Below are 24,741 nucleotides of genomic sequence, written 5' to 3' on the forward strand. Positions count from 1 at the left end.
GCTTTTGGGACTATTTCTTATAATCTATATTTTGTTTGTCTAATAGGTCTTTGGAATACCCAGAGCCAAATATCAATATGCTTTTATTATCAAAAATTTAGTATTTTGACAGTTATAGCACTTTATCCTATACAATGATGGCCAAATTACTTTAAAGACACCCCACCAAAAAGAAAAATGGACTGCAAGAGGCCCGGTTCTTCGCCCCTGGGGTTCACATTATCTGTATCTTAGGGACCCGAACGGCTTACAAATTATTATATATCAGGAAAAGACAAAGTAGCATACTATAAATTTGTATAAATAAAAAAATTGAAGAATGCAATATGAAGCAAACACACCGGACGATTATTTGAACTTACTGGAGAAAGACTGGAGAAAAGAAAAGATCGAAGAACTTAGAAAATTAATTAAAAATCTTGGTCCCGAACTAAAAGAAGGTATAGAATATAAAATGCTTTCTTACGGATATAATAACAAAAACATATTCCACTTAAATGCTCAAAAAGCATATGTTAGTCTGTACGTTGGAAACATTGATAAGATCAAAAATTCTGAAGAATTATTAAGTGGTTTTAACAGAGGCAAAGGCTGTATTCGTATTAAGAAGAAGGTCAACCTTTCAGAAACAAGAATTGATGAGTTTATTGAAAAGACCATAAGTATTTGGCGAGAAGGTGGAAACACGGATTGTTAATTAGAAGCTAATTATTTTTTAAATAAAGCTATATAGAATAATCTATCGTTTAATTGCTTTTAAAATTCTTTCTTCGCTGATAACAACATCTCTAAATAATAATTTATGAGGGAATATATCATGTTTGCTATTCTCTCTGAAGCCTAACAAAATTTGATAGAGTGTGTCAGCTCCAATTAAAGAAAGGTTAAGATCATATTCCAACTCGCACTCACTAATAAAATCGTCTGTAAACTCTGGCCCTATCAATAGTGATTTTACAACGGAATAGTTATTTCTATTAATCAACTTATAATAAGATTGTAATTGCCGTGATACTTGACTAAAATTATTATACCCTTTATCTTTTTTAGTCTTACACTCTACTAATATGAGTTCTGAATTTCCTAAATTTAGGATAATATCAACTTTATCTCTTTTAGTATTTAGAGACGCTTTTAGTTCTTCATCTATTAGGAACCCTAACTCTTTAAAAATTTCTTTTGTGACTTCTTCAAACTTCAATCCAATTATAGGTTCACTAATTTCAATTCCATTTTCTTTTAAAGCATTAAAATCTCTAAAAGCTAGATTTGAATAATTTTCAATTAATAAATTGTCTAAGTCTTTATAAGAATCAAGAATATTTAATATCTCATCACCTCGTGTAGATACTTTGAAATCTTTGCAAAACTTTTGAACTTCATTCTCTTTCAATAGTTCTAAAACATCTCTTGGTTTTATATTATAATCTAGTAGATAATCTGAAATACAAACATTTTCCTCTTGAAGTTGAAATTCTTTTTTTAATAAAGAATTCAATTTTGGAAAAGTCTTTTTTAAATCAATAATTAACTTTTCATAGCCCTCTTTTGAAATCCCAACTTTTTCATCTTCTTCTACTTCCTCAAAATACCTAACTAGACTATCAATTTTTTCATCTAAAGTACTCCCCTTTAATCGTGGTGTTATATTTAACCCTTTATCACATATTTCATTTAAATATAGCTTTCGATCAGTAAGACTAACATCATTCTTAAATATGTCTTCTGAAAGAATCGATCGAATACGTATACCTTCATTAATTATCGAATTAATTTTTTCAGAAAAACTTTGTTTCCAATTTATATTATGTTTCCTACAAGCAACATTTAATAATGGCTCTCTTATTAATCTTAACACACGTCTATAATACTTATCAGCAACTTCTTTATTTCTAACTTTCCTAAGAAGTCTTACCATCTCATCAGCAACAAAAATTGTATTGATCTTCTTAGAATAAAAAATCACGCCTATATTTTTCAAGTATTCAATTATATCAAGGAGTCCTAATTTTTTAAGAGGCAATATTGTATAATTAATGAGTTTTATTTCTTCTTGGGATAGATTTAACGAATTTGACAAAGTTTGCAAAATACTTAATTCATCTTCCGTAATTTTAGACTCTCTATTGCTTATAATATCATTATGGTATGCTGTCTCAAGGCATTGTTTGTATATTAAATAATCTCTTTCTCGATTAAAATCAAAAGTATGTTTTTGTAGCCCTTTGTTAAATTCAGATACTTTCTTCTTTATTTTTTTGATTTCTTCATCATATAGCCTTGAAAGCCAGTCAGTTTTCATTATACAATTTCCATCTTTTATCAAAATATCAATTATGACATCTAATTGATTCATTGCATCAGAAAACTCAAATTCAATTTTACCTCTGAACTCATTCTTAACTAAATCAAAAATTTGTGATACTACTTCACTATCCGCTTTCTTTAATTCAGTATCTCCAAGATTTAAAAGTGAGTTTATTTGCTTCTTGTTCTCCGGTTCCTCATGAATTATATTGTCTATAATTTTAATAAAAGAATTCTTCTCTAAAGAGCCTAATTTCTCCAAAATCGAAACTAACTTCATAAGCAAAGTCTATATTTAAAATAATAAGATAATAGTTGCAACTTTAATAATGGGGAGAGTATTTTATTAAAGTCGAATTGTATTCAGTCATAAATATATGCAAATATTGAGAATTATAGCTCTCCCACATACTTTTAATATTTCCCTCTTTTCCCTATTTTTATCCTACCAACTAACCAAAATCATGAGATATATAATACTTGTCCTTATTTTATGCTTTTCCCTCTCCTCCACTGCACAGATCCTTAATGCCGAATCCCTCCGGAAAGTAACCGATACCTCCGGCTGGTCCGGTTCTGTAAGTTTAAATTTTGCATTAAAACGTAACACTAAAGACTTTCTTACCATCTCCAATCATATTCACCTGCAATATAAAATGAACAAACATTTAGTGTTATTCAAGAACGATATTGCTTTTCAGAAAATAGAAGGGGACAAATTTGAAAACAGCGGTATCTCCCACCTGCGTTACAACTATCGCTTTCACCCCCGTATCGCCTGGGAAGTATTTACGCAGGGACAATACAATAAAATATCTCTGATCGACTTTCGGGGACTGTTAGGAACGGGGCCGCGTTTTAAACTTACCTCTTCCGAAAACTATAAATTTTACCTGGGAACACTAGTGATGTACGAACACGAAGAGATCGCAGACGGGGTCACCCCAATTCAAAGAGACGTTAGAGGCAGTACCTACCTATCCTTTAGCCTCTATCCTACCGAGACCATAAGCATTATAAGCACTACCTATTACCAGCCCAAATTCTCCCAGTTTAGTGATTATAGAATATCAAATCAGTCATCATTATTGATCGATCTCTTTAAAAATTTTGCCTTTAAAACGTCTTATACATTTATCTATGATGCTTTTCCGGCGGTAGGAATTCCAAACTCTCAATATAACTTCACGACCGGGGTAGCCTATTCATTCGACTAATAATTTTAAAACTTCTGTAAGTTTTTTTCTTTAGTAAGACTACTTGTTTATATTTACGAAATACTAAATCCGGTTTAACAATATTTCGCACTTATAACACATACAATTATGGCGGTAAATAACTATTACGATCCTGCAGACCTACGCAAATTTGGAAATATCACCGAATGGAGTGAAGAACTGGGCACTAAGTTCTTTGACTACTACGGAAAGGTTTTTGAAGAAGGCGCATTAACTGCAAGAGAAAAATCGTTGATCGCACTGGCAGTAGCCCATACAGAGCAATGCCCTTATTGTATAGATGCCTACACCAAAGACGGTTTGCAACGCGGTATCACCAAGGAAGAAATGATGGAGGCCGTACATGTAGGTGCCGCTATAAGAAGTGGTGCTACTTTGGTACATGGTGTTATGATGATGAATAAAGTAAATAAACTTGACGGATAGGTCAACCCCATTTTATGTCGAAATTAAAGACCCAATCACTACATAAACGCGAAAGTGAACTCGCCGAAGCGAACAGGCAACTGGAAATATTATCTAATGGTATTTTCCAGGGAGAAGAACTACCCACTTTTGCAAAAAAGATACAGGAAACCGGGCAGTTTCCATTACGTCCTAAAAAACTGGAGATCCTTCAGATCAATGTAGGCTATATGTGTAACCAGGTGTGTGAACACTGTCACGTAGATGCCGGGCCAGACCGTAAGGAGATCATGACAAAGGAGACCATGAAGCAATGTCTGGAAGTGATCCGAAATACGGGAGCTCATACTTTAGACCTGACCGGAGGTGCACCGGAAATGAATCCTAACTTCCGATGGTTTGTTGATGAAGCCAGTAAAGCCGGAATTCAGGACTTTATCGTGCGAAGCAATCTTACCATTATCCGGGCAAATAAAAAATACTACGACCTTCCTCAATTCTTTAAAGATCATAACGTACATGTAGTAAGCTCTATGCCACACTGGACACGTGGCAAAACAGACAAACAACGTGGAGACGGTGTTTTTGATAAGTCTATCAAAGCTTTGCAAGATCTAAATGCGATTGGCTATGGAATGCCGGACAGTGGACTGCGTCTGGATCTGGTATATAACCCAACAGGAGCCTTTTTGCCGGGCAATCAGGCAAGCCTTGAAAAGGATTTTAAAAAAGCATTACTGGAAGACTTTGGGATTCGGTTTCACAATTTGTTCGCTATTACGAACCTCCCTATTTCACGGTTTTTGGACTACCTGATCGCTTCAGATAATTACGAGGATTATATGTATCAATTAGTGGATGCATATAACCCTGCTGCCGTTGCCAATGTAATGTGTACCAATACTATTTCCATAAGTTGGGATGGTTACCTGTACGACTGTGATTTCAATCAGATGCTAGGCCTAAAGGTTGCTAGTAAGGTAAAACACATAAAAGACTACAACGAAGAGATTCTTACTAACAGAAATATAGTTATCTCCCAACATTGTTATGGCTGTACCGCAGGAGCAGGAAGCAGTTGTCAGGGAGCGGTAGCAGAATAAATCCTTCGGAGATCTTATTGTATGAAAGAGCTACTCTACATATTTATTTTTTTACTTGCACTTCCGCTTACGGCTCAGGAATCCATTAACAACCTGTTAAAAACCTTCAATTCCCATAGTATACCATATATTTCGGTAGATGAATTGCGCAGGCTTCAGACAAATGATACGGTGCTTATTCTGGATGCCCGCGAAAGAAAAGAATACAATGTTAGTCATATCGATCAGGCAAAATATATAGGTGTCTCCGAATTCTCTTCGGAAAAAATTTCGGAAGAGATCACCAATAAGAATACTCCAATTGTTGTATACTGTTCTTTAGGAGTTCGTTCTGAAAATATTGGAGAAAAACTGAAAAAAGCAGGTTTTACAAATATTAAGAATCTCTATGGAGGTATCTTTAAATGGAAGAACAAAGGATATCCGGTAATTGACGCCACAGGAAATAAAACTGAAAAAGTACATGTGCTGTCAAGACTGTGGGGAAAATGGTTAACCAGTGGAATTAAAGTATATGAATAAAGACTTACTAATTATATTCACACGAAATCCGGAGTTAGGAAAAGTAAAGACCCGTCTGGCTGCTACTGTAGGAGATGCTTCGGCACTGAATATTTATACTTTTTTATTGGAACATACAGTTGCGATCACTAAAAGACTGGCGGTTGAAAAGCAGGTACATTACTCTGTGAAGGTGAGAGAGAATGACTTATGGAACAAAACGATCTTCGACAAAAAACAACAATATGGCAATGATCTGGGTGCCAGAATGTTATATGCTTTTCAGCAGGGCTTTAAAGCGGGTTACCGGAACATTATCATCATTGGCAGTGATATGCTCGACCTGGATCAAACGGATCTGGAAAAAGCTTTTTCGGAATTAGAGACTAATGATTTTGTTATTGGACCGGCAAAAGACGGCGGGTACTACTTACTGGGAATGAAGCAATTAAAACCGGAACTTTTCAGTAATAAAAAATGGGGAACCAAAACTGTTCTGGAGGAGACTTTAGAGGATCTAAAAAGCGAACAGGTATATAGGCTACCTCTTAAAAACGATGTAGATTTGTACGAAGATATTAAAGATATTGAGGCGTTTCAGCCGTTTTTAAAAACAAAGAAAAAAACAGCATAGCAGTTTGAATTTATGAACAGATATATAGAGCAAACAGCAGAATATTTACAGCAAAAAGGATTTGAATCTCCGGAAATCGGGATTATACTTGGCACCGGACTAGGACAGATCTTAGAAAAAGTAACGATAGAAAGTGAAGTGAGTTATAATCACATTCCTAACTTTCCAACCGCTACAGTAGAGTTTCACAAAGGAAAATTAATTTACGGAACCCTTGCCGGAAAGAAGGTAATCGTCATGCAGGGACGTTTTCATTTATACGAAGGTTATTCGTTATATGATATTACATTTCCAGTACGGGTGATGCATCAATTGGGTATCAAAAGATTATTGGTTAGTAATGCCAGTGGTGCTATTAATTTAAATTTCAAAAAAGGGGAGATCATGTTGATCGACGACCATATCAATCTGCAGGGAGATTCTCCACTAGCTTTTAAAGGTGTTGAAAAAATGGGAGAGCGATTTGTAGATATGAGTGCCCCCTACGATCCCGAAATGAATCAAAAACTTGAAAAAATTGCAAAAGAGAATAACATCAACTTACATAAAGGTGTATATGCAAGTGTTGTAGGGCCTCAATTGGAAACCCGTGCCGAATATCGTTATTTAAAGATCATAGGAGCCGATGCCGTAGGAATGAGTACCGTACCCGAAGTTATTGTTGCAAATCATTTGGGGCTGGCCGTGTCAGCTTTATCGGTTTTAACCGACGAATGTGATCCGGATCATTTGGAACCGTTAGATATTGCCGAGATCATAGCTATGGCAGGTAAGGCAGAACCACAAATGATAACTCTTTTTACTGAATTGGTTAAACAGATATAATTGGACTATGAGCTATTTAGATACTACACATGACGTTTATAAAGAAGCAGCACTCAACCCGGATGTGGGCCTTTGTTGTACTACAAACCCTATATGGGAGCTGCCCGGTTTAAAGATTCCAAAGATCATGCAGGAGATGAATTACGGCTGCGGAAGTACCGTACACGCCCGTGATCTCATTAATAATCCGCGTACGTTGTATGTAGGCGTAGGAGGTGGAATGGAATTATTGCAATTCGCATATTTTAACCGCCAGAAAGGAGGAGTTATTGGTGTGGATGTAGTAGATGAAATGCTGGAAGCTTCCCGAAAGAACTTCAAAAAGGCCGAAGAATTAAATCCCTGGTTTAAGAGTGAATTTGTGGAGCTGAAAAAAGGGAGTGCCATGCAACTTCCCGTAGAAGATAATTCTATTGACGTAGCAGCTCAAAATTGCCTGTTCAATATCTTTAAAGCTGAAGAGTTAAAACAAGCCATTGAAGAAATGTACCGGGTCCTGAAACCTCACGGACGTTTAGTAATGAGTGACCCTACCTGTGAACAACCTATGAATGATACTCTTAGAAATGATGCTCGCCTTCGTGCCTTATGCCTAAGTGGTAGTTTACCTATTTCCGAATATGTAAAGGCATTGACCGATGTTGGTTTTGGCACCATAGAGATCAGGGCACGTAAGCCCTATCGCATCCTCGATCCAAAAAACTACCCGACAGATAAATTGATCTTCATCGAATCTATTGAAGTAGCTGCTATTAAAGACCCTATGCCGGAAGACGGCCCTTGTGTTTTTACCGGAAAAGCTGCAATTTACTATGGCGAGGAAGAATATCTGGACGATAAAAAAGGACATATCTTATTGAAAAATCAACCTATCGCTATTTGTGATAAAACAGCTGGAGCCTTACAAGATCTGGGAAGAGATGATATTTATATTAGTGAATCCACTTTCCATTATGATGGAGGAGGCTGTTGTTGATCTGAAAAAAAAAAGCGACTTTCATCAGTAAGATGAAAAGCCGCCTTTAATGGTTGGTATATTCAGTTTTTATCCCTTCCTCATATAAATATTTCCTGAAATAGTTTCCAGTTCAACCCAATCACTGCCATTGTTAACGGTACCTTTTACCCTGTTGCTCCCTGAAGATCTCTTCTTAGAGCCATCTGTGCTGATATCCAGGTCTGAATAAATGGTCCCCGTAAGGGTTTTGGCATCAATCTTAGCTTTGTTCATTGTAATGTCCAGATCCCCGCTAATGGTTTTAAGGCGAAGCTCTCCCGAATACTTTTTAATCTCAACATCGCCCGATATAAGATCTGTTACCAAAGAACCCGAAAATGAATCTAAAAAAAGATCGCCGGAGATACTTTTTACTTTAAGTTCGGATTTCTTGGGAACATACACTACATAGTCAATATCTGTAGTAGTATTACAATCATTCCAATTTTTGTTTTTATGCTTTTTCTTGAAGTAATCTCCAAAGTCTGAAGAGATTTTCACTTCACCACCTATTCTTTCTGTTTTTAAGCTGTAAGCTTCATTTCCTTCCCCATCATCAATTAGAACTGTCGCTTTTACGGAAACTTCTTTTTTATCCCATTGAAGTACTTTGATTTCATCGGCAAATTTAAAATCCAGTGCAATTCTATCATTTGCAGCAACATTCTCAGATTTTTCTACATTCCGCTGTGCGTATATGCTAATACTTGCAAAGATTAGAATAAGGATTGTGAATATATTTTTCATGGTTGTTGTTTTTAAAATGTTATTGTTTTTTTCTGAGGTAGATATTTCCTGTGGAAGCTTTAAGAGAGATATTAACTCCTCCATTGTTCAGCTTGCCTTTTATTTTACGATTGGCACCAACTACTTTTAAACCGTCTTCTCTTGGAGCTTCCAGGTCAAAATTGCTATATACGGAACCCATCGTAGATTTAAGTTCTACATTTGCTTTTGTATTGGCCGGAAGACTAACATCAATGGCTCCTACCGAAGAACTGATGGAAATAGGGGCGCTTTGATTTACCGAAGCGAATACCACATCAACATCACCTGTACTGGTATGTACCGTAACTGGTCCTGTGACATCTTTAAGCGTGATATTACCCACATTGGTATTTACTTCGATCTCTGAAGAAAGTCCGGTGATCTTAGCACTACCTAAATTACCACAGTCCAAACTCAAATCCATGCCGGCAGGTATGGTTAAAGTAAATCCATGACGTTGTATAAACGATTTCAGGTCCTTAACACGCAACAGGTCCCCATCACGCTCTATTTGTAAACCAAAGCCGGTATTGTCCTCTCCGGCTGCATAGATGGCTTTTAGCCCTTTTGCACGATCCTTTTTGTCTTTTTTATCGTCATCCGAAAAATTGTGCTCATCGTGATACTCATGATCTTTGTCACAATTGTCACAATGGCCGCAATTATCACATTTTGGGTCAATGATCAGTTCATTGGTGGTTCCGGTCTTTACATAGACTGAGGTATCTGTGTCAAATTGAATCTTTTTGATTCCGTTTAAGGATTCTTTGTATGATTCCTGTGCAAAAACGATTGTTATGTTGCACAAAAGAATCAGTAAAATAATTGTTGTTCGTTTCATAGTTTATGATGTTTGATTGATTTACAATAGTTGTTTTACTCCTTCATCCAGTTGTCTTTTTACAAAAAGCGGGACTTCGGGTTCTTCTAATAGTTGTTGCATAGGTGCTAATGCCCTTTTATCCTGCGCCTGCACCAAAAACTGGATCAGTGCAATCTGGATATCAGGATTTTTTTCATTGCTCAATGCATTTATAAAGGCTTCCCTTACAAGGTTGTTTTCTGAAAATCGGGACAAAGCTTCTGCAGCAGACAAGCGAACATTTACATTCACATCATATTGCATACGTTCTATAATAGCCTCCAGTATTTTAGTGTCCGGTTGTGCCATTTCTTCCGAATAGTTGACCGCCTGTATCCTTTTGCTTACAGAACGGTTGTCCATAAGAGCCAATGTCATTTCCGTTTTTAGTTCATCGGATTGCTTCTGAAGCATCACTATTTGAGAATTGGACTTACTGCTGGAAAGGTAATCTCCTGCTATGTAACCCGTTAACAATAATAATAATGAAGCTGCAATTTGAAATGCTGTTTTCCAGGAAAGAGGGATCACTTTTGTATCATTTGCTTTTGACAATTTTTGTTTTTCTTTTTCCAGCATTTCAGTAAAAGCCAAACGTACATGTTCCTTGGGCTTTTCCAACTCAACACCGGAGATAGTTGTAAGAAGTGTTTTAGTTTCATTTAAGGCCTTTGTGCAACTATCGCATGAGGCAATATGGAACTCAAATTGCTGTGCTTCTTCTTTTGATAGATTACCATCCAGATAATCTATGGTCTTAGTTTCTGTTTCTTTACAATTCATATTTCAATAGATTCAAAATAGAGTGATTTTAATTTTTTAATTGCACGATGTGTTTTTGTCTTTACCGCTATTTCAGTACTTCCAATAACTTCGGCAATTTGTTTGTATTTCATGCCCTGAAACCTACTCATCACTAATAATTCCCGGTCTTTAACAGGTAATTTCTTCAGTACATGTTTTAACCTTTGTATGTCTTCGTTGTTGTCTTCATCAGCTGCTTCACTTATTTCTGTAACCTTTTCCAAACCCACATCACTATGAAGCCTTTCTTTCTTTAATTGCTTATAATAATCTGAACCCGTATTTCTGGCAATCTGAAAGATCCAGGAAGCAAACTTCCCACCTTTGTATGAATTTCTGTAACGGATCGCCTTGTAAAAGGTATTTTGTATCAGATCTTCACAAACAGACTGGTTCTGTATCATTTGAAAGAAAAAATTATAGATCCATTGATGGTATCTTTCAAAAAGGATGGTCATAGAATCTAAGTTTCCTTCAGAGACTTCCTGCATTAATGCTTCGTCGGTTGGTTTTTCCAATGTTGCTATGGTTATTTTCTGTTATTGTAGACCTTTGTAAAGCAAAAAGGTTACATTTTATTTGTTCATGTTATGAAATTAATGAAAATAGTATTCGACAAAGCATCAATAGTATAGAATTAATGAGATCGATTATACCGTTTTTTAGCTTTTTAATGATTGCTTTTGTATTGCAAAGTTGCAGCCTGTTTTCTGCAGCAGGTTTAACAAGTCAGGGACAGCCTATCAAAGAGGTGAAGGGCAATCTTGTTTCAACTACAACAAATTCTACTGTAAATGTAGATCATTCGCAATGGGACCAACTATTAAAAAAGTATGTAGATGAGGAAGGTTTGGTCAATTATAAAGGATTTCTAAAAGATCGTGAAGCATTAAACCGGTATTTGTTACATCTGTCAAGCCAAAAACCAACAGACAATTGGAGTGTCCAGGAGTTATTGGCATATTACATAAACACTTATAACGCGTATACGGTTGATCTAATTTTGGACCATTATCCTTTAAAAAGTATTAAAGATATTAATGGTGCCTGGACCAAAGGAATTGTCCCTATTGGAGGTAACAAACTTTCATTGGGGGGTATTGAAAACGGTATCCTGAGGAAAATGGGTGAGCCACGTATCCACTTTGCCATCAACTGTGCGTCTTTCTCCTGCCCAAAATTATTCAACGAAGCTTTTACTGCCACTAAAATCAATGAACAATTGGATAAGGTTACATATGATTTTATCAATAGTGATAAAAATGATATCTCTGCAAAAACTCCAAAATTGTCTTCTATTTTTGATTGGTACAAAAAGGATTATTTAGTTGATGGCAAACAAGATGTGATCAAATATGTTAATCAATACAGTAAAACGAAAATAGCTTCGGATGCTACTCTGGACTATTTAGAGTATGATTGGAACCTCAACGAACAAAAATAATACTCAGATATGTTATCTAACCTCAAAAGTATTAGAATCCTGTGAGGGTTTTATTTTGTAAGTTTATCTAATGATCAGCATCATAATCCCTGTATTCAATGAAGCCGAAACTATTGAAAGTTTGTTGTCTTGTCTTTCTGTAAACTGTTCATTAAAAAATATTTCCGAAATACTGTTGGTAGATGGTGGCAGTACAGATGGCACTCAGGATATGGTTGTTGATTTTTCTGAAAATTCCAGATTGAAAATTCAACTGATTTCTTCAGAAAAAGGAAGGTCCAAACAAATGAATAATGGTGTTCGTAATGCTACAGGAAGTGTTCTTTATTTTTTGCATGCAGATTCTTTTCCTCCTAAAGGCTTTGACACTTCAATTCTCAACGAAGTAGAAAAAGGAAATGTTTCCGGCTGTTTTCGGATGAAATTTGACAGCAATCACCCTCTTTTAAAATTTTCACAATGGTTTACCCAATTTAATTTTAAATTTTGCCGGGGAGGTGATCAATCTCTATTTGTAAAAAAAGATGTGTTCGAAAAATTAAACGGCTTTAACGAGAGATATATAATTTATGAAGATTGTGAATTTATAAATCGGTTATATGACACCGTCAATTTCACAATTATTCCTAATTATGTAATTACTTCTTCCCGTAAATATTCTCAAATTGGTACTTGGAAATTACAATACCACTTTACTATAATTCATTTAAAAAAATGGATGGGAGTTTCTCCGGAAAAACTTCACGAATATTATTCCAGGAACATTAAAGCATAGCATTACTTACTTGCTTTATATTTTTCTCTTATAACCGCTTCTGCGGGTTTGTTTTGTGGTGTAAATCTTGCATTATCAAGGCCTCCGGATTCTTCATGATCTATATACCATTTCCAGAGAAAGCCTCCGGCAAACCATTCTTGGTTCCAAACCTCTTCAAATAAAACCCGGGTTAAATTTGTTTGGGCTTCAATGTTAACTTCTGTCATACTTCTGTCACTTCTCCAAGGTTCTTTTCCTGCAAAATCAACACTTCGGTAACCGTACTCGGCAAATACTATTCTCTTGTTGTGTGTTGTCGCCACCGACTGCAGTTCTTCCTTCCATTTTAACCATCCGCTTCGTATTTCTTCAACTGTAGGGGTTTTACTTTCAGAAACAGGAAAATATGCATCTACTCCTATATAATCAAGTTCTTTCCAAAAAGGAACACGTTTGTATTCGTCCCAATTGGCAGCATAGGTTAGCTTTCCTTTATAGATATTTTTAATTTCGACAATAAGCGCTTTCCAGTATTCCGGGCGGTTTGTAATAAATTGTTCCAACTCTGTCCCAATACAAAATATGGACACTTTCATATCTTCTGCTAATTGCGCAAATTCAAGAATAAAATTTCTGTAAGACTCTTCAAGGGCTTTCCAGTCTTTTTCGGTACTCATTTTTAAATAGCCCGTAAACTCTCCACGCCATATCCATATTTGAGGCTTCAGCATTACATTGATATTATTTTCATGTAATTTATTAATATACTGTTGTGCTCCATCTTTGGTTTCTCCATACCATTGGCGTTCAATATTAAAAACAATTTCAGGGTTGTCTAAACTTCTTATAAATCCAAAGGGCATTACGGAAGCGTAATTTGCGTGTATGTTTAAAACCGGCACTACATTTTCTTGTTGAACTTCGTGAGGAGAGGCCACAAAACTCACCCCATTGATCTTTGGGTCATCAGGGCTCATTTGAGCACAATTGCTTAAAACAATCACAAAAAAAAGTAATAAAGAAAGTTGAAGTTTATGCATTGCTGTTTGTTATTCCTACGGAAAAATACAACAAATTATACTATGTTGTGCTTCCACGGCCTGAAGTGTTTGAGGAATACACCACAGGCGGGAAGACTTAACTATTTACTATTTAAATGCCAATCATAATATGAAAGTTTTGCGTTTATCGATATTTTTTGTTTTCGGTATTTGTTGAGGAAATCAATTTTGGTGTGGCCGTCTTTTACATCTCCATCGTTTACCTTTATAAAAGAGGGATCATTTACGGTCTTGATGGTTTGTTATTGTAATTGTGATCGCAGTTTTCCATTAGAAGTATATTTTCCTGCTAATGTATTCACTTCATCAAAAAATGCTTGAGGAGTTTGTGAAAAGATAGTTGTTATACTTGCAGTAAGTAGTAACATTATCAATAAAAAAAGTCTTTTCATGTTATTAGGTTGAATAGAATCTCTGTCGAAAGGACATTAAAATAACTTACAGAACAGACATATATTTCACATTAAGAAAATTTTATCATTTAAAGGAGGTTCATGACTATATTTCTGGCGGTAAAGTCAAAATAATTTTGAAAAAACAGGGAGGTATTTCAACACTATTTACTCTATAGGTTCAAGAGTAGTCGATAAGTAATTCAATAAGGGTTTTTGAAACAAAACTTCTGCCTGAGCTAAGGCTTTAATATAAGACTGATACATTTGTTGTTGCGCTCTTAATGCTTCGATCTTCTTCTTATGTTGTAATATTTTCAGCTTTAGCAATAACAATGGTGATACTCCCTCCATCCCCTTATATGTTTCCAGCAATGAAGCGATACTACTTTCATCTATCTGTTTTTTAAGGCTTTGATAGTTTGCTACTGCCTTTTTAAATTCGTTTTGGGTTAATTTTTGGTCGGCATTAATCTTATCTAATGTTTCATTCAATTTACTTTCTTTCCTTAGTTTTTCGAAATAATAATCTCCTTTGTTTTTTCTGGAATTTCCTAAGAAAGGCAAGTTGATCCCTAGCCCTAGTGAAAATTCTTCCTCAAAGATATCGGTATTCCTCCCACCATACTTCGCTTGAAAATAATCAAATATTTGATTGGATCTTGCCGTACTAAGACGCATTTCCCTCTCTAATGTCCTTAATTTTAATTTCTGAAGTGATACTTCTAAATTTTCTGTCTTTAATGAAGAAATTGATACTTCGGTAACTTGTTCCGGCTCAATGAGGTCATTAGAATTAACTTCTATAGACTCGTCTTCTCCTTGATTTAAAAAAAGTTGAAGCAACAATTTTTTATTGGTCTTTTCTTCATTCAGGTCATTTAGTTTTGAATTAACTGAAAACAAAGATTCTTCAGTATCGATCAAGTCTTTTACATCAAAGTCTGTATCGTATATCTTTTGGCCTAACAAATGCAATTTATCTTTTAACTGAAGTTGATTTTCAGTATACAACTCAATTAGTTTGTCTATAAAAATATAATCAACCAGTAATAAATACCTGTTTTCTAATTCTCCATTAAAATTAATTTGATTTTCAATTTTAACTTCTTCAATTTTATTTTGATATACCCTTTTTTGATTAGAAATAGCGCTTAGACTGTTTGGTTTAACTCTCAAAGTATACTCTTGCCTGTTTAAAAAGAAGTCTCTTGTTTCGGTCCTTAATTGAATATCTCTTAGTAAGGGCAGGCTATAATTATAATCTTCTAAAAAGGATAGATTTGCCGAATCTGATTCTACCTGACGAGATTCTTGAGCGGCACTTAAAAAAGATGTTGTAGTAATTACATTTTGCGCATAAAGTGAGGGCACAAAAAAGGTGATCGCCCATAAGGTTAGTGAGAGTGTTATATTGCTAAACAGTTTTGAAGGTGGTATTAGCATAAAACTTCCTTAAAGTTAACTTTTTAAATTTAGGATCACTTTTTCTTTTTGAAGAAATGGATTGTCCGGTGGGATCTCTATTATAATTTCTCTTCCAAAAGTTTTAAGTTCTTTTATTTTACGTAGCCTGGGAGGTATTTCAACAATTCGGGACCCCAGTGTTTTTACAACCCCCATATTTTGAATCTCGGGACGAGAGCTGGAAGAGATATCTATGGTATCATTGATATTTACTTTTAACAGTAGGTCTTCATGAATATAACCTACAACCAGTGTCGGGCTTTCTTCATAAAATGTTATTAATGTGGAAAAAGAGGATATTATTTCATCTTCTTTGCAATGAATATTACCTATCAGACCATCCGTAGGAGCTATTATGGTTTGTTTCTCCTTTTTTTGCTGGTAATATTCCAACTCTCCCTCAAGTCCCTTTATTCTTGACAAAAGGGGATTGTTACTTGCAAAACGCTCACTTTTTAAATTATTGATCTCGGTAGTGATAATATTTCTTGTAAAAGCCAATTCCTTTTTTAAGGCTTCTATTTTTAAAAATATCGGGTTCTTAATTTCCCCTTGCTGAGTATTTTCTGTAGTTATACTCTGTATATTTTCTGCCAGTTTTTTATTTCTTTCTATTTCTGCATTATATTCATCTATTTGAGATTGGATCTTGGTGGTTTTTTCGTTTAATTCGATATTATATTGACTTATTCTCCAATCCAAATCTGTCTTCCATAGTTGGTATTTGGTTTGTAACTCTTCAATACTGTATTGAGTATTACTAATTTTTACCGGTAAACTAGCTGATAAAACATCTAACAATACGGTTCCCTTCCTAACCTTTTGACCTGTAGTAACATAGATCTTCTTAATTTCAATAGGGTTTTCCATGTTGATTTCTGTTTCTTTATTTTCGGCAAAGCCGTAAAATGTCACGGAAGTATCTATTTTCACAACAAGAGAGAAAGCTAGTAATACAATGACCGCAAATGCAGCTACGTAAACAAGATTAAATTTTTTCATAATCGTTTCTAAAATTCAATTTTACATTTAATAACCCTAATTGTTTCGTTAGTGCATTTACCAATGTAGTAGCTTTATTCCTGTCTATTGTATGAATTCTATATTCAAAAACAACAACTTCTAGTATCTCTTCTTCTCTTTTTTTATGATTAACATTGTATCTGACCATCTCTACCTCTTTGCAGTGATCATTTAATAGCGAGTCAATTTTATCTCTTAAACCTGTACCTATGACTTCCTTGTTAGGTATTTCAAACTGTAAATTACTAATGATGCCTTTATTTTTATTGATGGGAGAAAAATGTATTAGTATTACTACTAAACAAAACCCCACAGTTCCCACTACCGAAATAGATATTCCATACACTCCTGTGGCAATTCCCACAGCAATAGAGGTAAACATGAACACCATATTCCTGGGGTTTCTTAAAGTAGTTCTAAACCTAATAATGGCCAATGCACCCAGCATTCCAAGGCCTCGGGCCAAACTATCTCCAATAGCCTGCATAACAGTAGCAACAGGAATTGAGATTAAAATTAAAGATTGAATAAAGTATCGGGGCCTTTCGATTCCTTTCGATGTCTTATCGTAAGTTAGTGCAATCAAAGAAGATAATCCAAAAGACAGTAGTGCAATTACAATAACATTAAAAACACTGGAGCCCTCCAGGTTATTGTTAAAAGTAGAAAAGTCAAACATATGGTGTATTTAATACCTAATTAGCAAAATTGTTTAAAACCTTAAGAGTGTCGAAATAAACAGCTCTAATCAAACTCTTATTATTCAACAATAATCTTTTTTGAAATGTTATAGCTCTCACTTATAAGCCTCACAAGATAAATTCCTGAATTAAGTTTTGAAACATCGATATCTACTTGAGACTGTGTGTTTTTGAGATTGTAGATCTCTCTTCCCAAAATATCGTTAATTACAATATTTGATGCAACTTTGTCAGCAAAATCTATTTTTAAGTTTGTATTCGCAGGATTAGGATATATGCTTATCCCGGCAATAGAGTTTTCACCAATGCCTAGTACAGTAGCATTTTCTGCGCTAAAAGTAACATTCACAATTGCAAAATCCCCCGTTCCATTTGGTACTCTGGATAAACTTTGGTTTTCGGTTTGTTCGTCTGTATAACTCACACTGTCTATTATAGTACCGTCTAAATATGATAGAATAATTTCATCGCCATCCTTATCCAAATTGAATTTTGTATGAAGGCCGTCTTGCTGTGGATCTTTGTCTGCCCATACAATCAAATAACCATTGGCAGGAATAGTGACATCCGGAAATTCCCATTTATGGATAAAGCTTTCACTGTCACTTAAGAAATAGTTGTTTAAGCTTATAGGGTTGTTCGTATTATTATACAACTCGATCCAGTCATCGTTTTCGTTATCCTGATCTACCCACTGACTTCCCGGAGCATTACTGGCCATAAATTCATTGATAACAATATCCTGAAAACCAACGGGAAGATCCAAAGGAGTGCAGGTATGGTTTTGGTTAGCAATATCGCCAACAATAACAGGAGTCCTATCTTCAATAAATTTTTTAAACCCTTGAACTGGCCCATTATTTATAGGCTGTCCGTTCCAGGTATCCCCGTTTATCGATGCTTGAACATCACTTAAAGTGAAAAAATTGTTAGTCGCAGTTTCCCAATCATCATCTATGAGATACAGTTGTGCATCCAGTTTTGGATTTAATCTACCTTCAGTAAAATTAACAGCCATAATTTCACACATATAATTTAAATACCTTACCCTGAATTCCGGTACTTGAAAAATGCGGTGAATCAATACCTTACTGGCATTATTCAAAATAATACTAAAATCCCCAAAACCATTTTGTCGCCTGTCAAAAGCAAAATTGTAGTCCCAGGGCAACCAATGTATCTTATCTGTTTTGGGTTCATGATATAAATACCAATTTCTTCCGTGTTCGATATATGAGTCCCAATTGTTTGTCAAAAGGTCTATTGCTAATATCCTCAGGTATTCATCAAGGTCAAATATGCTTTCAATATCATCTTTAAATTCAGTGTTCGTAGAATTATTGATAAAGTCCAGAAACTCTATAAATTTTGTCCAATCATCGCCATCTTCATTAGTTTGCAGTTCAAAAGGATAACTATTTGGGTTAGTACCCAGCCAGTTTAAATCCGAATTTCCTTTATTCTTCCATAAATTACCATCATTATCTGCAAAATTTCGCTTTAAGTATCTCTTATCTATTTGCTCAATGATAGCATAAATGCCCCAGTATTCATTTTGTATATAAACTTTTACATGTGAAACTCTGGGAGAAGGAATACCATGTTGCCTAAACATATCATAGACTATTTTATCTTTTATAACAGCCGGGTCACCCTGGCCATTAGCAAGATTTATTTTCCGAACTCCATCATATTCCTGTTCATCAACAAATTTTCCAAAATTAATTTTGAGTGGTTTCTTTGTAGTATTTGTGAAAAAATTCGATGAAAAACCCTTTTGGCGTATTCCAACATCTTCTATAATATTACCATCTACTTCAACAGTAACGGAATGATATGGAATTTCTGTACCGTTATTCAGAAAATCTTGAAATTCATTATCTAATATCTGCCAAAAATTATTTTCGGTAGATGTAATTTTTATTTCATGTAGATAGCTGTCATCAAATAAAGAATAACCTCCCTGTGCCTGTACTTGAACACCTATCAGCAAAAGAGTCAATAAAAAGAATTGTTTCATAAAATAGTATTAAATAATATTGTTAACAAAAACCTCCTTCAATAATAATCTACTCGACAATAAGCTTTTGAGCATGCAAAGTAATTCCCTCGTCGTTAGTGATTTTTATAATGTATAATCCCGAAGTAAGATTTCCTCTTTGCAGTTCAAATTTATTTGAGTCTGTTTCCATCGTTTCTATCTCTCTCCCCAGTAGATCATAGACTGCCAACTTTAAAGGAGCGGTATTGTTGGAAATTAGTATTGTTGCTGTTGTTTTCATAGGATTTGGAAACACAGATATACTGGTATTATCAAAATCGTTTACCCCAAGTGAACAATCGTTATTAGCAGCTCCCGGTGTACCATGTTCTGATCCCGTTACCGCACATGCATTCCAACTGGAAGCCAAAGCATTGTCCAGTCCCGGATCAATAAGCTCTAAGGTTGGGCCGTTCCCATCTGCAGCAGTTGGCCAAGGTGCTTCATCATCATATTCTACAGAATCTACAAGCACCCCGTTATCATCAAACAAACGAATTAATTCTCCACCTCCACTAAGTCCGAAAGTAAAATCTCCCAGGATAGGGCTCACAGCCGGGAAAAGCACCTGAAAATCTGTTAAAGACTGAGCTAAAACCAGATAAGAACCGGGTTGCATTGTTGTTCCGTTAGGAATCACAAATTCGTGTAAGTCGTCGTCATCCTTGAATACCCAGTTAGAAATATTTACAGCATTACTTCCATTATTGTATAATTCTATCCAGTCTTTTACTTCAAAATCTGCTGAGTCTTTATAATTTATTTCATTAATAACAATCCCTGTTCCTCCGCTTGCAGCGAAAACTGCTTTTATATTATCACTTTGCGTAAGAAGTAAAGAGATGTCTATTGCATTTGGATCAGGAATAACATGATTATCTATTTCCCAGTGATCAAATATATAGTTTGAGTTACTTTGTACTGCTTCCACAAGCATTTCAATACCACCGTGATAGGATCCGGTCCAAGGGTAATCCCCATAATCAATTGTTATGGAATTAAATTTTATTTGACCTGCATTGGCTGGTTCAACCTCCAGAGTAACAGCATAGGGTCCGGTTAAAGTATAACAGCTATTTAATCCATCAGGAAGATAATCAATTCTATCGCTTATGAAATCCTTAATTTTCTGGACATTCCCCTGCCACTCGTTCATATTTCCTCCCCAACGATTAAAATGCTGAGGCATCTCGGGCGTAATAGAATTTTCTATTCCTTCCAAAACACTAAGCATTTCATTTTCTTGAAAAGCGGTATTCATTAAATCCATATATCTTGTTACGTAATATTGTCTAAACCCATCATTTTCCAAAAGTTTATTCAATAATACAATATGTTCTTCAGGGTCTGCTGTTATCCCTTCAGGGTAGCAAGGCTCTGCATCCGCGTTTTCATTTGGAACACCAGTATAGTTTATATAATGATTGAATGTAGCATCTTCATCCCACAATACATACCCCCATTTTAAATGGCTTCCGGCCGGGTCCAAACCTCGCCACCAGGAAGTATTCCAGTTAATCCAATCGGTACAAACTACAAAGGAGTTTATCAAAATATAATCTACCAGACTGGTAACATCAATTTCATCTGCTACCTGTTGATAATTTGCCTCAATCGATAAGTCATTGGTAATAGCAAAAGTATGTATAGCTTCCCAGTCATCAAATGCAGCCTGTCCACCATATTGTGCCCATGTATTGCCCCAATTCATTAAATATTGTACATTATATTTATCCTGATCATAGTAGAAGTTTGTATAATCAGCATCACTTACTTTTTCTCTTATTGAATAGACGCCCCAATACTGGCCATTGGCATAAACTACACAACGTTCACCTCTACGCATGTCTACATTCAATTTGTTTTTATTGGCCAATTTTTGAATGAATACATCTCTTGTATGAGCACTTGAGTCTATACCCGGATAGTTATCATCCCCCGAAGCTCTTATAATTATTCTCTGAAATCCCTCTCTTTCGGATAAACTCAATAATTTTTCATTGATGGCATCATGATATCCCATTTCATCTCTGGCTATATAATCAAAGCTTCTTTGATTGAACTGCCACGAATCCTGTCCATGTTTGTTGTATTCTCCATAACCAAAATCTTTTCTCTCCCCATCGGCATCAAAATACTCAATAGTACCATGTGGCCTTAGAGTCTGGTTTCCATTAAGAAGAGTTGTTAGTTGGCTTGCCGAAGTAGATAAGACCGGCAATGAATGGTTTTCATTGATAAAATACGTGTTAAACGTAATAAAACTAGGTAAAATGTCAGGAGCATTAGATAGTACAATAGCTTTTACGATCTGAGTATTTGCAATGGTCAAAGCTCCGGTATATTGTGTAGACCCACTAGTAGGTAGGTTTCCGTTTATGGTGTAATGTATCGTAGAATTTGGTTCGGCCGTAGTTATTACTAAATTCTGATTACCACTATAAAACCCTGCATCTATACTCATCTCCGGCCCTTGCGCATAAGCGGTATAACTTGTACCTGTGTTGGCTACCCCTCTGGTAGGGTTTGTAAAAACCTTCCATGTAGAAGAACCATTAGGGCTTCTCCCCATTGAGTGTTCTAATTGTGTCTTCTGTATTTCAAAATCATTGATGACGGTACCATTTGTATCTGAAAAAATAACATGTTCCGGATCGTTCTTTGTTTGCTTCAGTTTAAAGCTGGTATGGTAATTACCTCCCGAAGCTTCATCTCGTCCGGAACACCAGAATACCAGATACCCATTAGCAGGAATAACAGTCCCTGTAGGAATTGCCCATTTTGTGGGATTAGCAGGATTATCACTTAAATGGTATCCTGCCAAATCAACGCTCGATCCGCCCGTATTATGAAGCTCGATCCAGTCTTCGGTTTTTCCATAGTTATCTAAATACCCTGTTAAATTGGCAACAGAATATTCATTAATTATTACTTGCCCGGAGACAGGTATTAAGAACAAAGAGAGTACGAAAAGGAGGAAATATTTTTTCATTTTGTTAGCATTTTAATTAGTTTTTTATCACTACTACTTGACAATTAGTCTTTGAACCTGTAAAACAGATTCATTGTCAGTAGCTATTTTCAATATATATACTCCCGTATTCAAATTTTCTTTTTCAAGAATAAATGTATTGGAGTTAGTTTTCATCATTTTAATTTCTCTTCCAAGCATATCGTAAATAGTTAAGCTTAAAGGAGAAGTATTATTAGAGACTGCTATAGTCGTCTTGGCAACCATAGGATTAGGATAGACAGAAACAACACTTTCATTAAAATCATCTATACCCAGTACAGCTGTACTATTAATATCTCCAGGAGTTCCGTGTTCTCCATCAGGTAAAATAGAAGCCTTCCAACTGGAAGCTAAAGCATTGTCTAAATTTGGATTGGTAAGCTCTAAAGTAGGCCCGTTTCCATCCGGTTCAGTAGGCCATGGTGCTTCATCATCATATTCTACAGAATCTACCAATACATTATTATTATTGAACAAACGTATCAATTCTCCTCCTCCACTAAGTCCAAAGGTGAAGTCTCCCAAAACCGGGGATACTCCGGGATATAGTGCTTGAAAATCTGCTAAGGTTTGTACCAAGACTAAGTAAGTACCTGCCGCCATGGTAGTACCGTTTGGGATTATAAATTCATGAAGGTCATCGTCATCTTTAAAAACCCAGTTAGAGATATCAACAGTATTCGCCCCATTATTATAAAGTTCTATCCAATCTTTAGTTTCAAAACCTATTGCATCCTTATAATTAATTTCATTAATAACAATTTGTCCATTTATAGTGAGACCTGACAAACAGAAGCAAAGAAGAAGTAAAAAATGTTTCATAATGATATTTTTGAAGTTTTAGTTAATATGAAAAAACGTAAATCTAAGATAAATATATCTAAACTCTAATGAATTGGCGTCAAATCACTTATGTGATTATAACAATTATCTTTCAAAAAACCCTACCCTAAATTTAACAATAATATAACATTGTTCTAACATTGGCCTAACGCTTTGTTAACTTTAAAACAAGTGTTTTTTTTAACAGGTAAAGAAATAGTTAAGTTTTTATCGTTATTTACGACATATACCACAATATGTAAATATTTATGGAAAACATCGTCATTATTGGTAACGGAATTTCTGGTGTTACAGCTGCCAGACACATTCGCAAGCTTTCAGATAAGAAAATTACTATTATATCTTCAGAAACAGACCACTTTTTTTCCCGGACTGCTCTTATGTATATCTATATGGGACATATGAAATATGAGCACACCAAACCTTATGAAGATTACTTTTGGAAGAAAAACCGGATCGAGCTAAAACGAGGTTTTGTAAAAACCGTTGATCCAGAGAGAAAAGAATTGCAATTAGCAGACGATGACCGTATAAGATACGATAAATTGATAATTGCTGTTGGTTCAAAATCCAACAAATTTGGATGGCCGGGACAAGACTTAGATGGTGTTCAAGGGTTATATTCATTTCAGGATTTGGAAACTCTGGAAAAAAATGCTCCCAATAATAAGATATGTAAACGCGCTGTAATTGTTGGAGGTGGACTTATTGGTATTGAACTGGCAGAAATGCTTAGCACACGAAATATTTCTGTTACTTTTTTAGTACGTGAAAATAGTTTTTGGAATGGAGTACTACCCGAAGGAGAGAGTCAAATGCTGAATCGGCACATCAAAAATCATCATATCGATCTGCGATTAGGAATGAACTTAAAAGAAATTCTTGCTGATAAAAACGGTCGTGCCCGTGCGGTTGTAATTGCTGAAACCGGAGAGGAGATCGCTTGTAATGTTGTTGGCCTTACCGCCGGAGTTTCTCCAAATATAGATTTTCTGAAAGACAGTGGGATTGAACTGGGAAGAGGTGTTAAAGTTAATCGCTTCTTAGAAACCAATTATGAAGATGTATATGCTGTTGGCGATTGTGCCGAACAACATGAGGCCATTGGAGATCGTCGCCCAATTGAAGCCGTTTGGTATACCGGACGTATGATGGGGGAAACTGTAGCTCAAACCATTTGTGGTAATAAATTGGAATACAAACCCGGGCATTGGTTTAACAGTGCCAAATTCTTCGATATAGAATACCAAACCTATGGATGGGTCTTCGCAAATAAAAAAGAGTATGAGGCACATTTTCACTGGAAACATGAAGATGACACTAAATGCATTACCATAGCATATCATAAGGAAACAGAAGCATTTTTGGGTATCAATACTTTTGGAATACGAATGAAACATGAAGTATTTGATCGCTGGTTAAACGAGAAACGTGATATTAACTATGTTGTCAAAAATTTAAAACTAGCCAATTTCGATGCGGAGTTTTATACTCATTTCGAAAAAGAGATTCTTTCAGCCTATACTAACCAATACAAACATACAATTGCCTAATA

At 35.4% G+C, this 24,741-nt stretch carries 24 protein-coding genes; 11 read left to right on the top strand and 13 right to left on the bottom strand.

The window, feature by feature from the left end; translation table 11 throughout:
• The first annotated feature begins 319 nt into the window (after positions 1-319).
• Positions 320-697 carry an iron chaperone gene (locus ACY2RT_RS13900; protein WP_490156528.1) on the top strand — a complete coding sequence of 126 codons (378 nt, stop codon included), beginning with the start codon at positions 320-322 and terminating at the stop codon, positions 695-697.
• Between the two features lie 42 nt (positions 698-739).
• On the opposite strand, the gene ACY2RT_RS13905 is transcribed toward ACY2RT_RS13900, so the two are convergent.
• Positions 740-2,587: a hypothetical protein gene (locus ACY2RT_RS13905; RefSeq protein ID WP_490156529.1), complete on the bottom strand. Its 1,848-nt coding sequence runs from the start codon at positions 2,585-2,587 to the stop codon at positions 740-742.
• Positions 2,588-2,771: 184 nt separating this feature from the next.
• On the opposite strand from ACY2RT_RS13905, the gene ACY2RT_RS13910 reads away from it, so the two are divergent.
• From ACY2RT_RS13910 to arsM, 7 genes are all read left to right on the top strand, one after another.
• Positions 2,772-3,524, top strand: coding sequence for a DUF481 domain-containing protein (locus tag ACY2RT_RS13910; protein ID WP_490156530.1), 753 nt, complete (start codon positions 2,772-2,774; stop codon positions 3,522-3,524).
• A gap of 108 nt (positions 3,525-3,632) precedes the next feature.
• A complete protein-coding gene (locus ACY2RT_RS13915; protein WP_490156531.1) occupies positions 3,633-3,971 on the top strand; it encodes an arsenosugar biosynthesis-associated peroxidase-like protein in 339 nt (112 codons plus the stop codon).
• A 14-nt stretch (positions 3,972-3,985) separates the two neighbouring features.
• Positions 3,986-5,053 (top strand): arsenosugar biosynthesis radical SAM (seleno)protein ArsS, encoded by a 1,068-nt coding sequence (arsS, locus tag ACY2RT_RS13920; RefSeq protein ID WP_490156532.1) that lies wholly within the window; start codon positions 3,986-3,988, stop codon positions 5,051-5,053.
• 21 nt (positions 5,054-5,074) lie between these two features.
• Positions 5,075-5,575 (top strand): rhodanese-like domain-containing protein, encoded by a 501-nt coding sequence (locus ACY2RT_RS13925; protein WP_490156533.1) that lies wholly within the window; start codon positions 5,075-5,077, stop codon positions 5,573-5,575.
• Positions 5,568-6,188 (top strand): TIGR04282 family arsenosugar biosynthesis glycosyltransferase, encoded by a 621-nt coding sequence (locus tag ACY2RT_RS13930; RefSeq protein WP_490156534.1) that lies wholly within the window; start codon positions 5,568-5,570, stop codon positions 6,186-6,188. The genes ACY2RT_RS13925 and ACY2RT_RS13930 overlap by 8 nt, the downstream gene beginning before the upstream one ends.
• Positions 6,189-6,200: 12 nt before the next feature.
• The gene (locus ACY2RT_RS13935) at positions 6,201-7,013 is read left to right on the top strand and encodes a purine-nucleoside phosphorylase (protein ID WP_490156535.1); all 813 of its coding nucleotides are present in this window, start codon (positions 6,201-6,203) and stop codon (positions 7,011-7,013) included.
• Positions 7,014-7,020: 7 nt separating this feature from the next.
• The gene (arsM, locus tag ACY2RT_RS13940) at positions 7,021-7,989 is read left to right on the top strand and encodes an arsenosugar biosynthesis arsenite methyltransferase ArsM (RefSeq protein ID WP_490156536.1); all 969 of its coding nucleotides are present in this window, start codon (positions 7,021-7,023) and stop codon (positions 7,987-7,989) included.
• Positions 7,990-8,058: 69 nt separating this feature from the next.
• On the opposite strand, the gene ACY2RT_RS13945 is transcribed toward arsM, so the two are convergent.
• From ACY2RT_RS13945 to ACY2RT_RS13960, 4 genes are read right to left on the bottom strand one after another with little or no spacing between them, the layout of a single operon-like run.
• Complete coding sequence (locus tag ACY2RT_RS13945; RefSeq protein ID WP_490156537.1) at positions 8,059-8,757, bottom strand: DUF4097 family beta strand repeat-containing protein; 699 nt, start codon at positions 8,755-8,757, stop codon at positions 8,059-8,061.
• A gap of 19 nt (positions 8,758-8,776) precedes the next feature.
• Positions 8,777-9,619, bottom strand: a complete 843-nt coding sequence (locus tag ACY2RT_RS13950; protein ID WP_490156538.1) for a DUF4097 family beta strand repeat-containing protein — start codon at positions 9,617-9,619, stop codon at positions 8,777-8,779.
• A 21-nt stretch (positions 9,620-9,640) separates the two neighbouring features.
• Positions 9,641-10,423 (bottom strand): zf-HC2 domain-containing protein, encoded by a 783-nt coding sequence (locus ACY2RT_RS13955; protein WP_490156539.1) that lies wholly within the window; start codon positions 10,421-10,423, stop codon positions 9,641-9,643.
• Positions 10,420-10,962 (bottom strand): RNA polymerase sigma factor, encoded by a 543-nt coding sequence (locus ACY2RT_RS13960; protein WP_490156540.1) that lies wholly within the window; start codon positions 10,960-10,962, stop codon positions 10,420-10,422. Before ACY2RT_RS13960 ends, ACY2RT_RS13955 begins: the two co-directional genes overlap by 4 nt.
• A gap of 122 nt (positions 10,963-11,084) precedes the next feature.
• Here ACY2RT_RS13960 and ACY2RT_RS13965 point away from each other — a divergent pair, with 122 nt between their 5' ends.
• Together ACY2RT_RS13965 and ACY2RT_RS13970 are read left to right on the top strand one after the other, a co-directional pair.
• Complete coding sequence (locus ACY2RT_RS13965) at positions 11,085-11,888, top strand: DUF547 domain-containing protein (RefSeq protein ID WP_490156541.1); 804 nt, start codon at positions 11,085-11,087, stop codon at positions 11,886-11,888.
• A 70-nt stretch (positions 11,889-11,958) separates the two neighbouring features.
• Positions 11,959-12,663 (top strand): TIGR04283 family arsenosugar biosynthesis glycosyltransferase, encoded by a 705-nt coding sequence (locus tag ACY2RT_RS13970; RefSeq protein ID WP_490156542.1) that lies wholly within the window; start codon positions 11,959-11,961, stop codon positions 12,661-12,663.
• Positions 12,664-12,665: 2 nt separating this feature from the next.
• On the opposite strand, the gene ACY2RT_RS13975 is transcribed toward ACY2RT_RS13970, so the two are convergent.
• The 8 genes from ACY2RT_RS13975 to ACY2RT_RS14010 all read right to left on the bottom strand — a co-directional run bounded on the left by ACY2RT_RS13975 (position 12,666) and on the right by ACY2RT_RS14010 (position 23,165).
• On the bottom strand, positions 12,666-13,685 hold the full coding sequence (locus tag ACY2RT_RS13975) for a glycoside hydrolase family 113 (protein ID WP_490156543.1): 1,020 nt from the start codon (positions 13,683-13,685) through the stop codon (positions 12,666-12,668).
• Between the two features lie 263 nt (positions 13,686-13,948).
• Positions 13,949-14,098 carry a hypothetical protein gene (locus tag ACY2RT_RS13980; protein WP_490156544.1) on the bottom strand — a complete coding sequence of 50 codons (150 nt, stop codon included), beginning with the start codon at positions 14,096-14,098 and terminating at the stop codon, positions 13,949-13,951.
• A 168-nt stretch (positions 14,099-14,266) separates the two neighbouring features.
• Positions 14,267-15,544: a hypothetical protein gene (locus tag ACY2RT_RS13985; protein ID WP_490156545.1), complete on the bottom strand. Its 1,278-nt coding sequence runs from the start codon at positions 15,542-15,544 to the stop codon at positions 14,267-14,269.
• Positions 15,545-15,559: 15 nt separating this feature from the next.
• Positions 15,560-16,567, bottom strand: a complete 1,008-nt coding sequence (locus ACY2RT_RS13990; protein WP_490156546.1) for an HlyD family secretion protein — start codon at positions 16,565-16,567, stop codon at positions 15,560-15,562.
• Complete coding sequence (locus ACY2RT_RS13995) at positions 16,554-17,267, bottom strand: DUF4956 domain-containing protein (RefSeq protein WP_490156547.1); 714 nt, start codon at positions 17,265-17,267, stop codon at positions 16,554-16,556. The genes ACY2RT_RS13990 and ACY2RT_RS13995 overlap by 14 nt, the downstream gene beginning before the upstream one ends.
• 80 nt (positions 17,268-17,347) lie before the next feature.
• On the bottom strand, positions 17,348-19,309 hold the full coding sequence (locus ACY2RT_RS14000; RefSeq protein WP_490156548.1) for a CotH kinase family protein: 1,962 nt from the start codon (positions 19,307-19,309) through the stop codon (positions 17,348-17,350).
• 49 nt (positions 19,310-19,358) lie between these two features.
• A complete protein-coding gene (locus ACY2RT_RS14005) occupies positions 19,359-22,322 on the bottom strand; it encodes a lamin tail domain-containing protein (protein WP_490156549.1) in 2,964 nt (987 codons plus the stop codon).
• 33 nt (positions 22,323-22,355) lie between these two features.
• Positions 22,356-23,165 (bottom strand): lamin tail domain-containing protein, encoded by an 810-nt coding sequence (locus ACY2RT_RS14010; protein WP_490156550.1) that lies wholly within the window; start codon positions 23,163-23,165, stop codon positions 22,356-22,358.
• Between the two features lie 269 nt (positions 23,166-23,434).
• Between ACY2RT_RS14010 and ACY2RT_RS14015 the strand changes: the two genes are divergently transcribed.
• Positions 23,435-24,739 carry an NAD(P)/FAD-dependent oxidoreductase gene (locus tag ACY2RT_RS14015; protein WP_490156551.1) on the top strand — a complete coding sequence of 435 codons (1,305 nt, stop codon included), beginning with the start codon at positions 23,435-23,437 and terminating at the stop codon, positions 24,737-24,739.
• Positions 24,740-24,741: the final 2 nt, after the last annotated feature.

It is taken from the genome of Ulvibacter sp. 2210JD10-4 (assembly GCF_058148525.1).

Excerpts from the sequence above, each read along its gene's own strand:
- ACY2RT_RS13900 (WP_490156528.1), top strand. The coding sequence starts at position 320 with ATGCAATATGAAGCAAACACACCGGACGATTATTTGAACTTACTGGAG.
- ACY2RT_RS13905 (WP_490156529.1), bottom strand. The coding sequence starts at position 2,587 with ATGAAGTTAGTTTCGATTTTGGAGAAATTAGGCTCTTTAGAGAAGAAT.
- ACY2RT_RS13910 (WP_490156530.1), top strand. The coding sequence starts at position 2,772 with ATGAGATATATAATACTTGTCCTTATTTTATGCTTTTCCCTCTCCTCC.
- ACY2RT_RS13915 (WP_490156531.1), top strand. The coding sequence starts at position 3,633 with ATGGCGGTAAATAACTATTACGATCCTGCAGACCTACGCAAATTTGGA.
- arsS (WP_490156532.1), top strand. The coding sequence starts at position 3,986 with ATGTCGAAATTAAAGACCCAATCACTACATAAACGCGAAAGTGAACTC.
- ACY2RT_RS13925 (WP_490156533.1), top strand. The coding sequence starts at position 5,075 with ATGAAAGAGCTACTCTACATATTTATTTTTTTACTTGCACTTCCGCTT.
- ACY2RT_RS13930 (WP_490156534.1), top strand. The coding sequence starts at position 5,568 with ATGAATAAAGACTTACTAATTATATTCACACGAAATCCGGAGTTAGGA.
- ACY2RT_RS13935 (WP_490156535.1), top strand. The coding sequence starts at position 6,201 with ATGAACAGATATATAGAGCAAACAGCAGAATATTTACAGCAAAAAGGA.
- arsM (WP_490156536.1), top strand. The coding sequence starts at position 7,021 with ATGAGCTATTTAGATACTACACATGACGTTTATAAAGAAGCAGCACTC.
- ACY2RT_RS13945 (WP_490156537.1), bottom strand. The coding sequence starts at position 8,757 with ATGAAAAATATATTCACAATCCTTATTCTAATCTTTGCAAGTATTAGC.
- ACY2RT_RS13950 (WP_490156538.1), bottom strand. The coding sequence starts at position 9,619 with ATGAAACGAACAACAATTATTTTACTGATTCTTTTGTGCAACATAACA.
- ACY2RT_RS13955 (WP_490156539.1), bottom strand. The coding sequence starts at position 10,423 with ATGAATTGTAAAGAAACAGAAACTAAGACCATAGATTATCTGGATGGT.
- ACY2RT_RS13965 (WP_490156541.1), top strand. The coding sequence starts at position 11,085 with ATGAGATCGATTATACCGTTTTTTAGCTTTTTAATGATTGCTTTTGTA.
- ACY2RT_RS13970 (WP_490156542.1), top strand. The coding sequence starts at position 11,959 with ATGATCAGCATCATAATCCCTGTATTCAATGAAGCCGAAACTATTGAA.
- ACY2RT_RS13975 (WP_490156543.1), bottom strand. The coding sequence starts at position 13,685 with ATGCATAAACTTCAACTTTCTTTATTACTTTTTTTTGTGATTGTTTTA.
- ACY2RT_RS13980 (WP_490156544.1), bottom strand. The coding sequence starts at position 14,098 with ATGAAAAGACTTTTTTTATTGATAATGTTACTACTTACTGCAAGTATA.
- ACY2RT_RS13985 (WP_490156545.1), bottom strand. The coding sequence starts at position 15,544 with ATGCTAATACCACCTTCAAAACTGTTTAGCAATATAACACTCTCACTA.
- ACY2RT_RS13990 (WP_490156546.1), bottom strand. The coding sequence starts at position 16,567 with ATGAAAAAATTTAATCTTGTTTACGTAGCTGCATTTGCGGTCATTGTA.
- ACY2RT_RS13995 (WP_490156547.1), bottom strand. The coding sequence starts at position 17,267 with ATGTTTGACTTTTCTACTTTTAACAATAACCTGGAGGGCTCCAGTGTT.
- ACY2RT_RS14000 (WP_490156548.1), bottom strand. The coding sequence starts at position 19,309 with ATGAAACAATTCTTTTTATTGACTCTTTTGCTGATAGGTGTTCAAGTA.
- ACY2RT_RS14005 (WP_490156549.1), bottom strand. The coding sequence starts at position 22,322 with ATGAAAAAATATTTCCTCCTTTTCGTACTCTCTTTGTTCTTAATACCT.
- ACY2RT_RS14010 (WP_490156550.1), bottom strand. The coding sequence starts at position 23,165 with ATGAAACATTTTTTACTTCTTCTTTGCTTCTGTTTGTCAGGTCTCACT.
- ACY2RT_RS14015 (WP_490156551.1), top strand. The coding sequence starts at position 23,435 with ATGGAAAACATCGTCATTATTGGTAACGGAATTTCTGGTGTTACAGCT.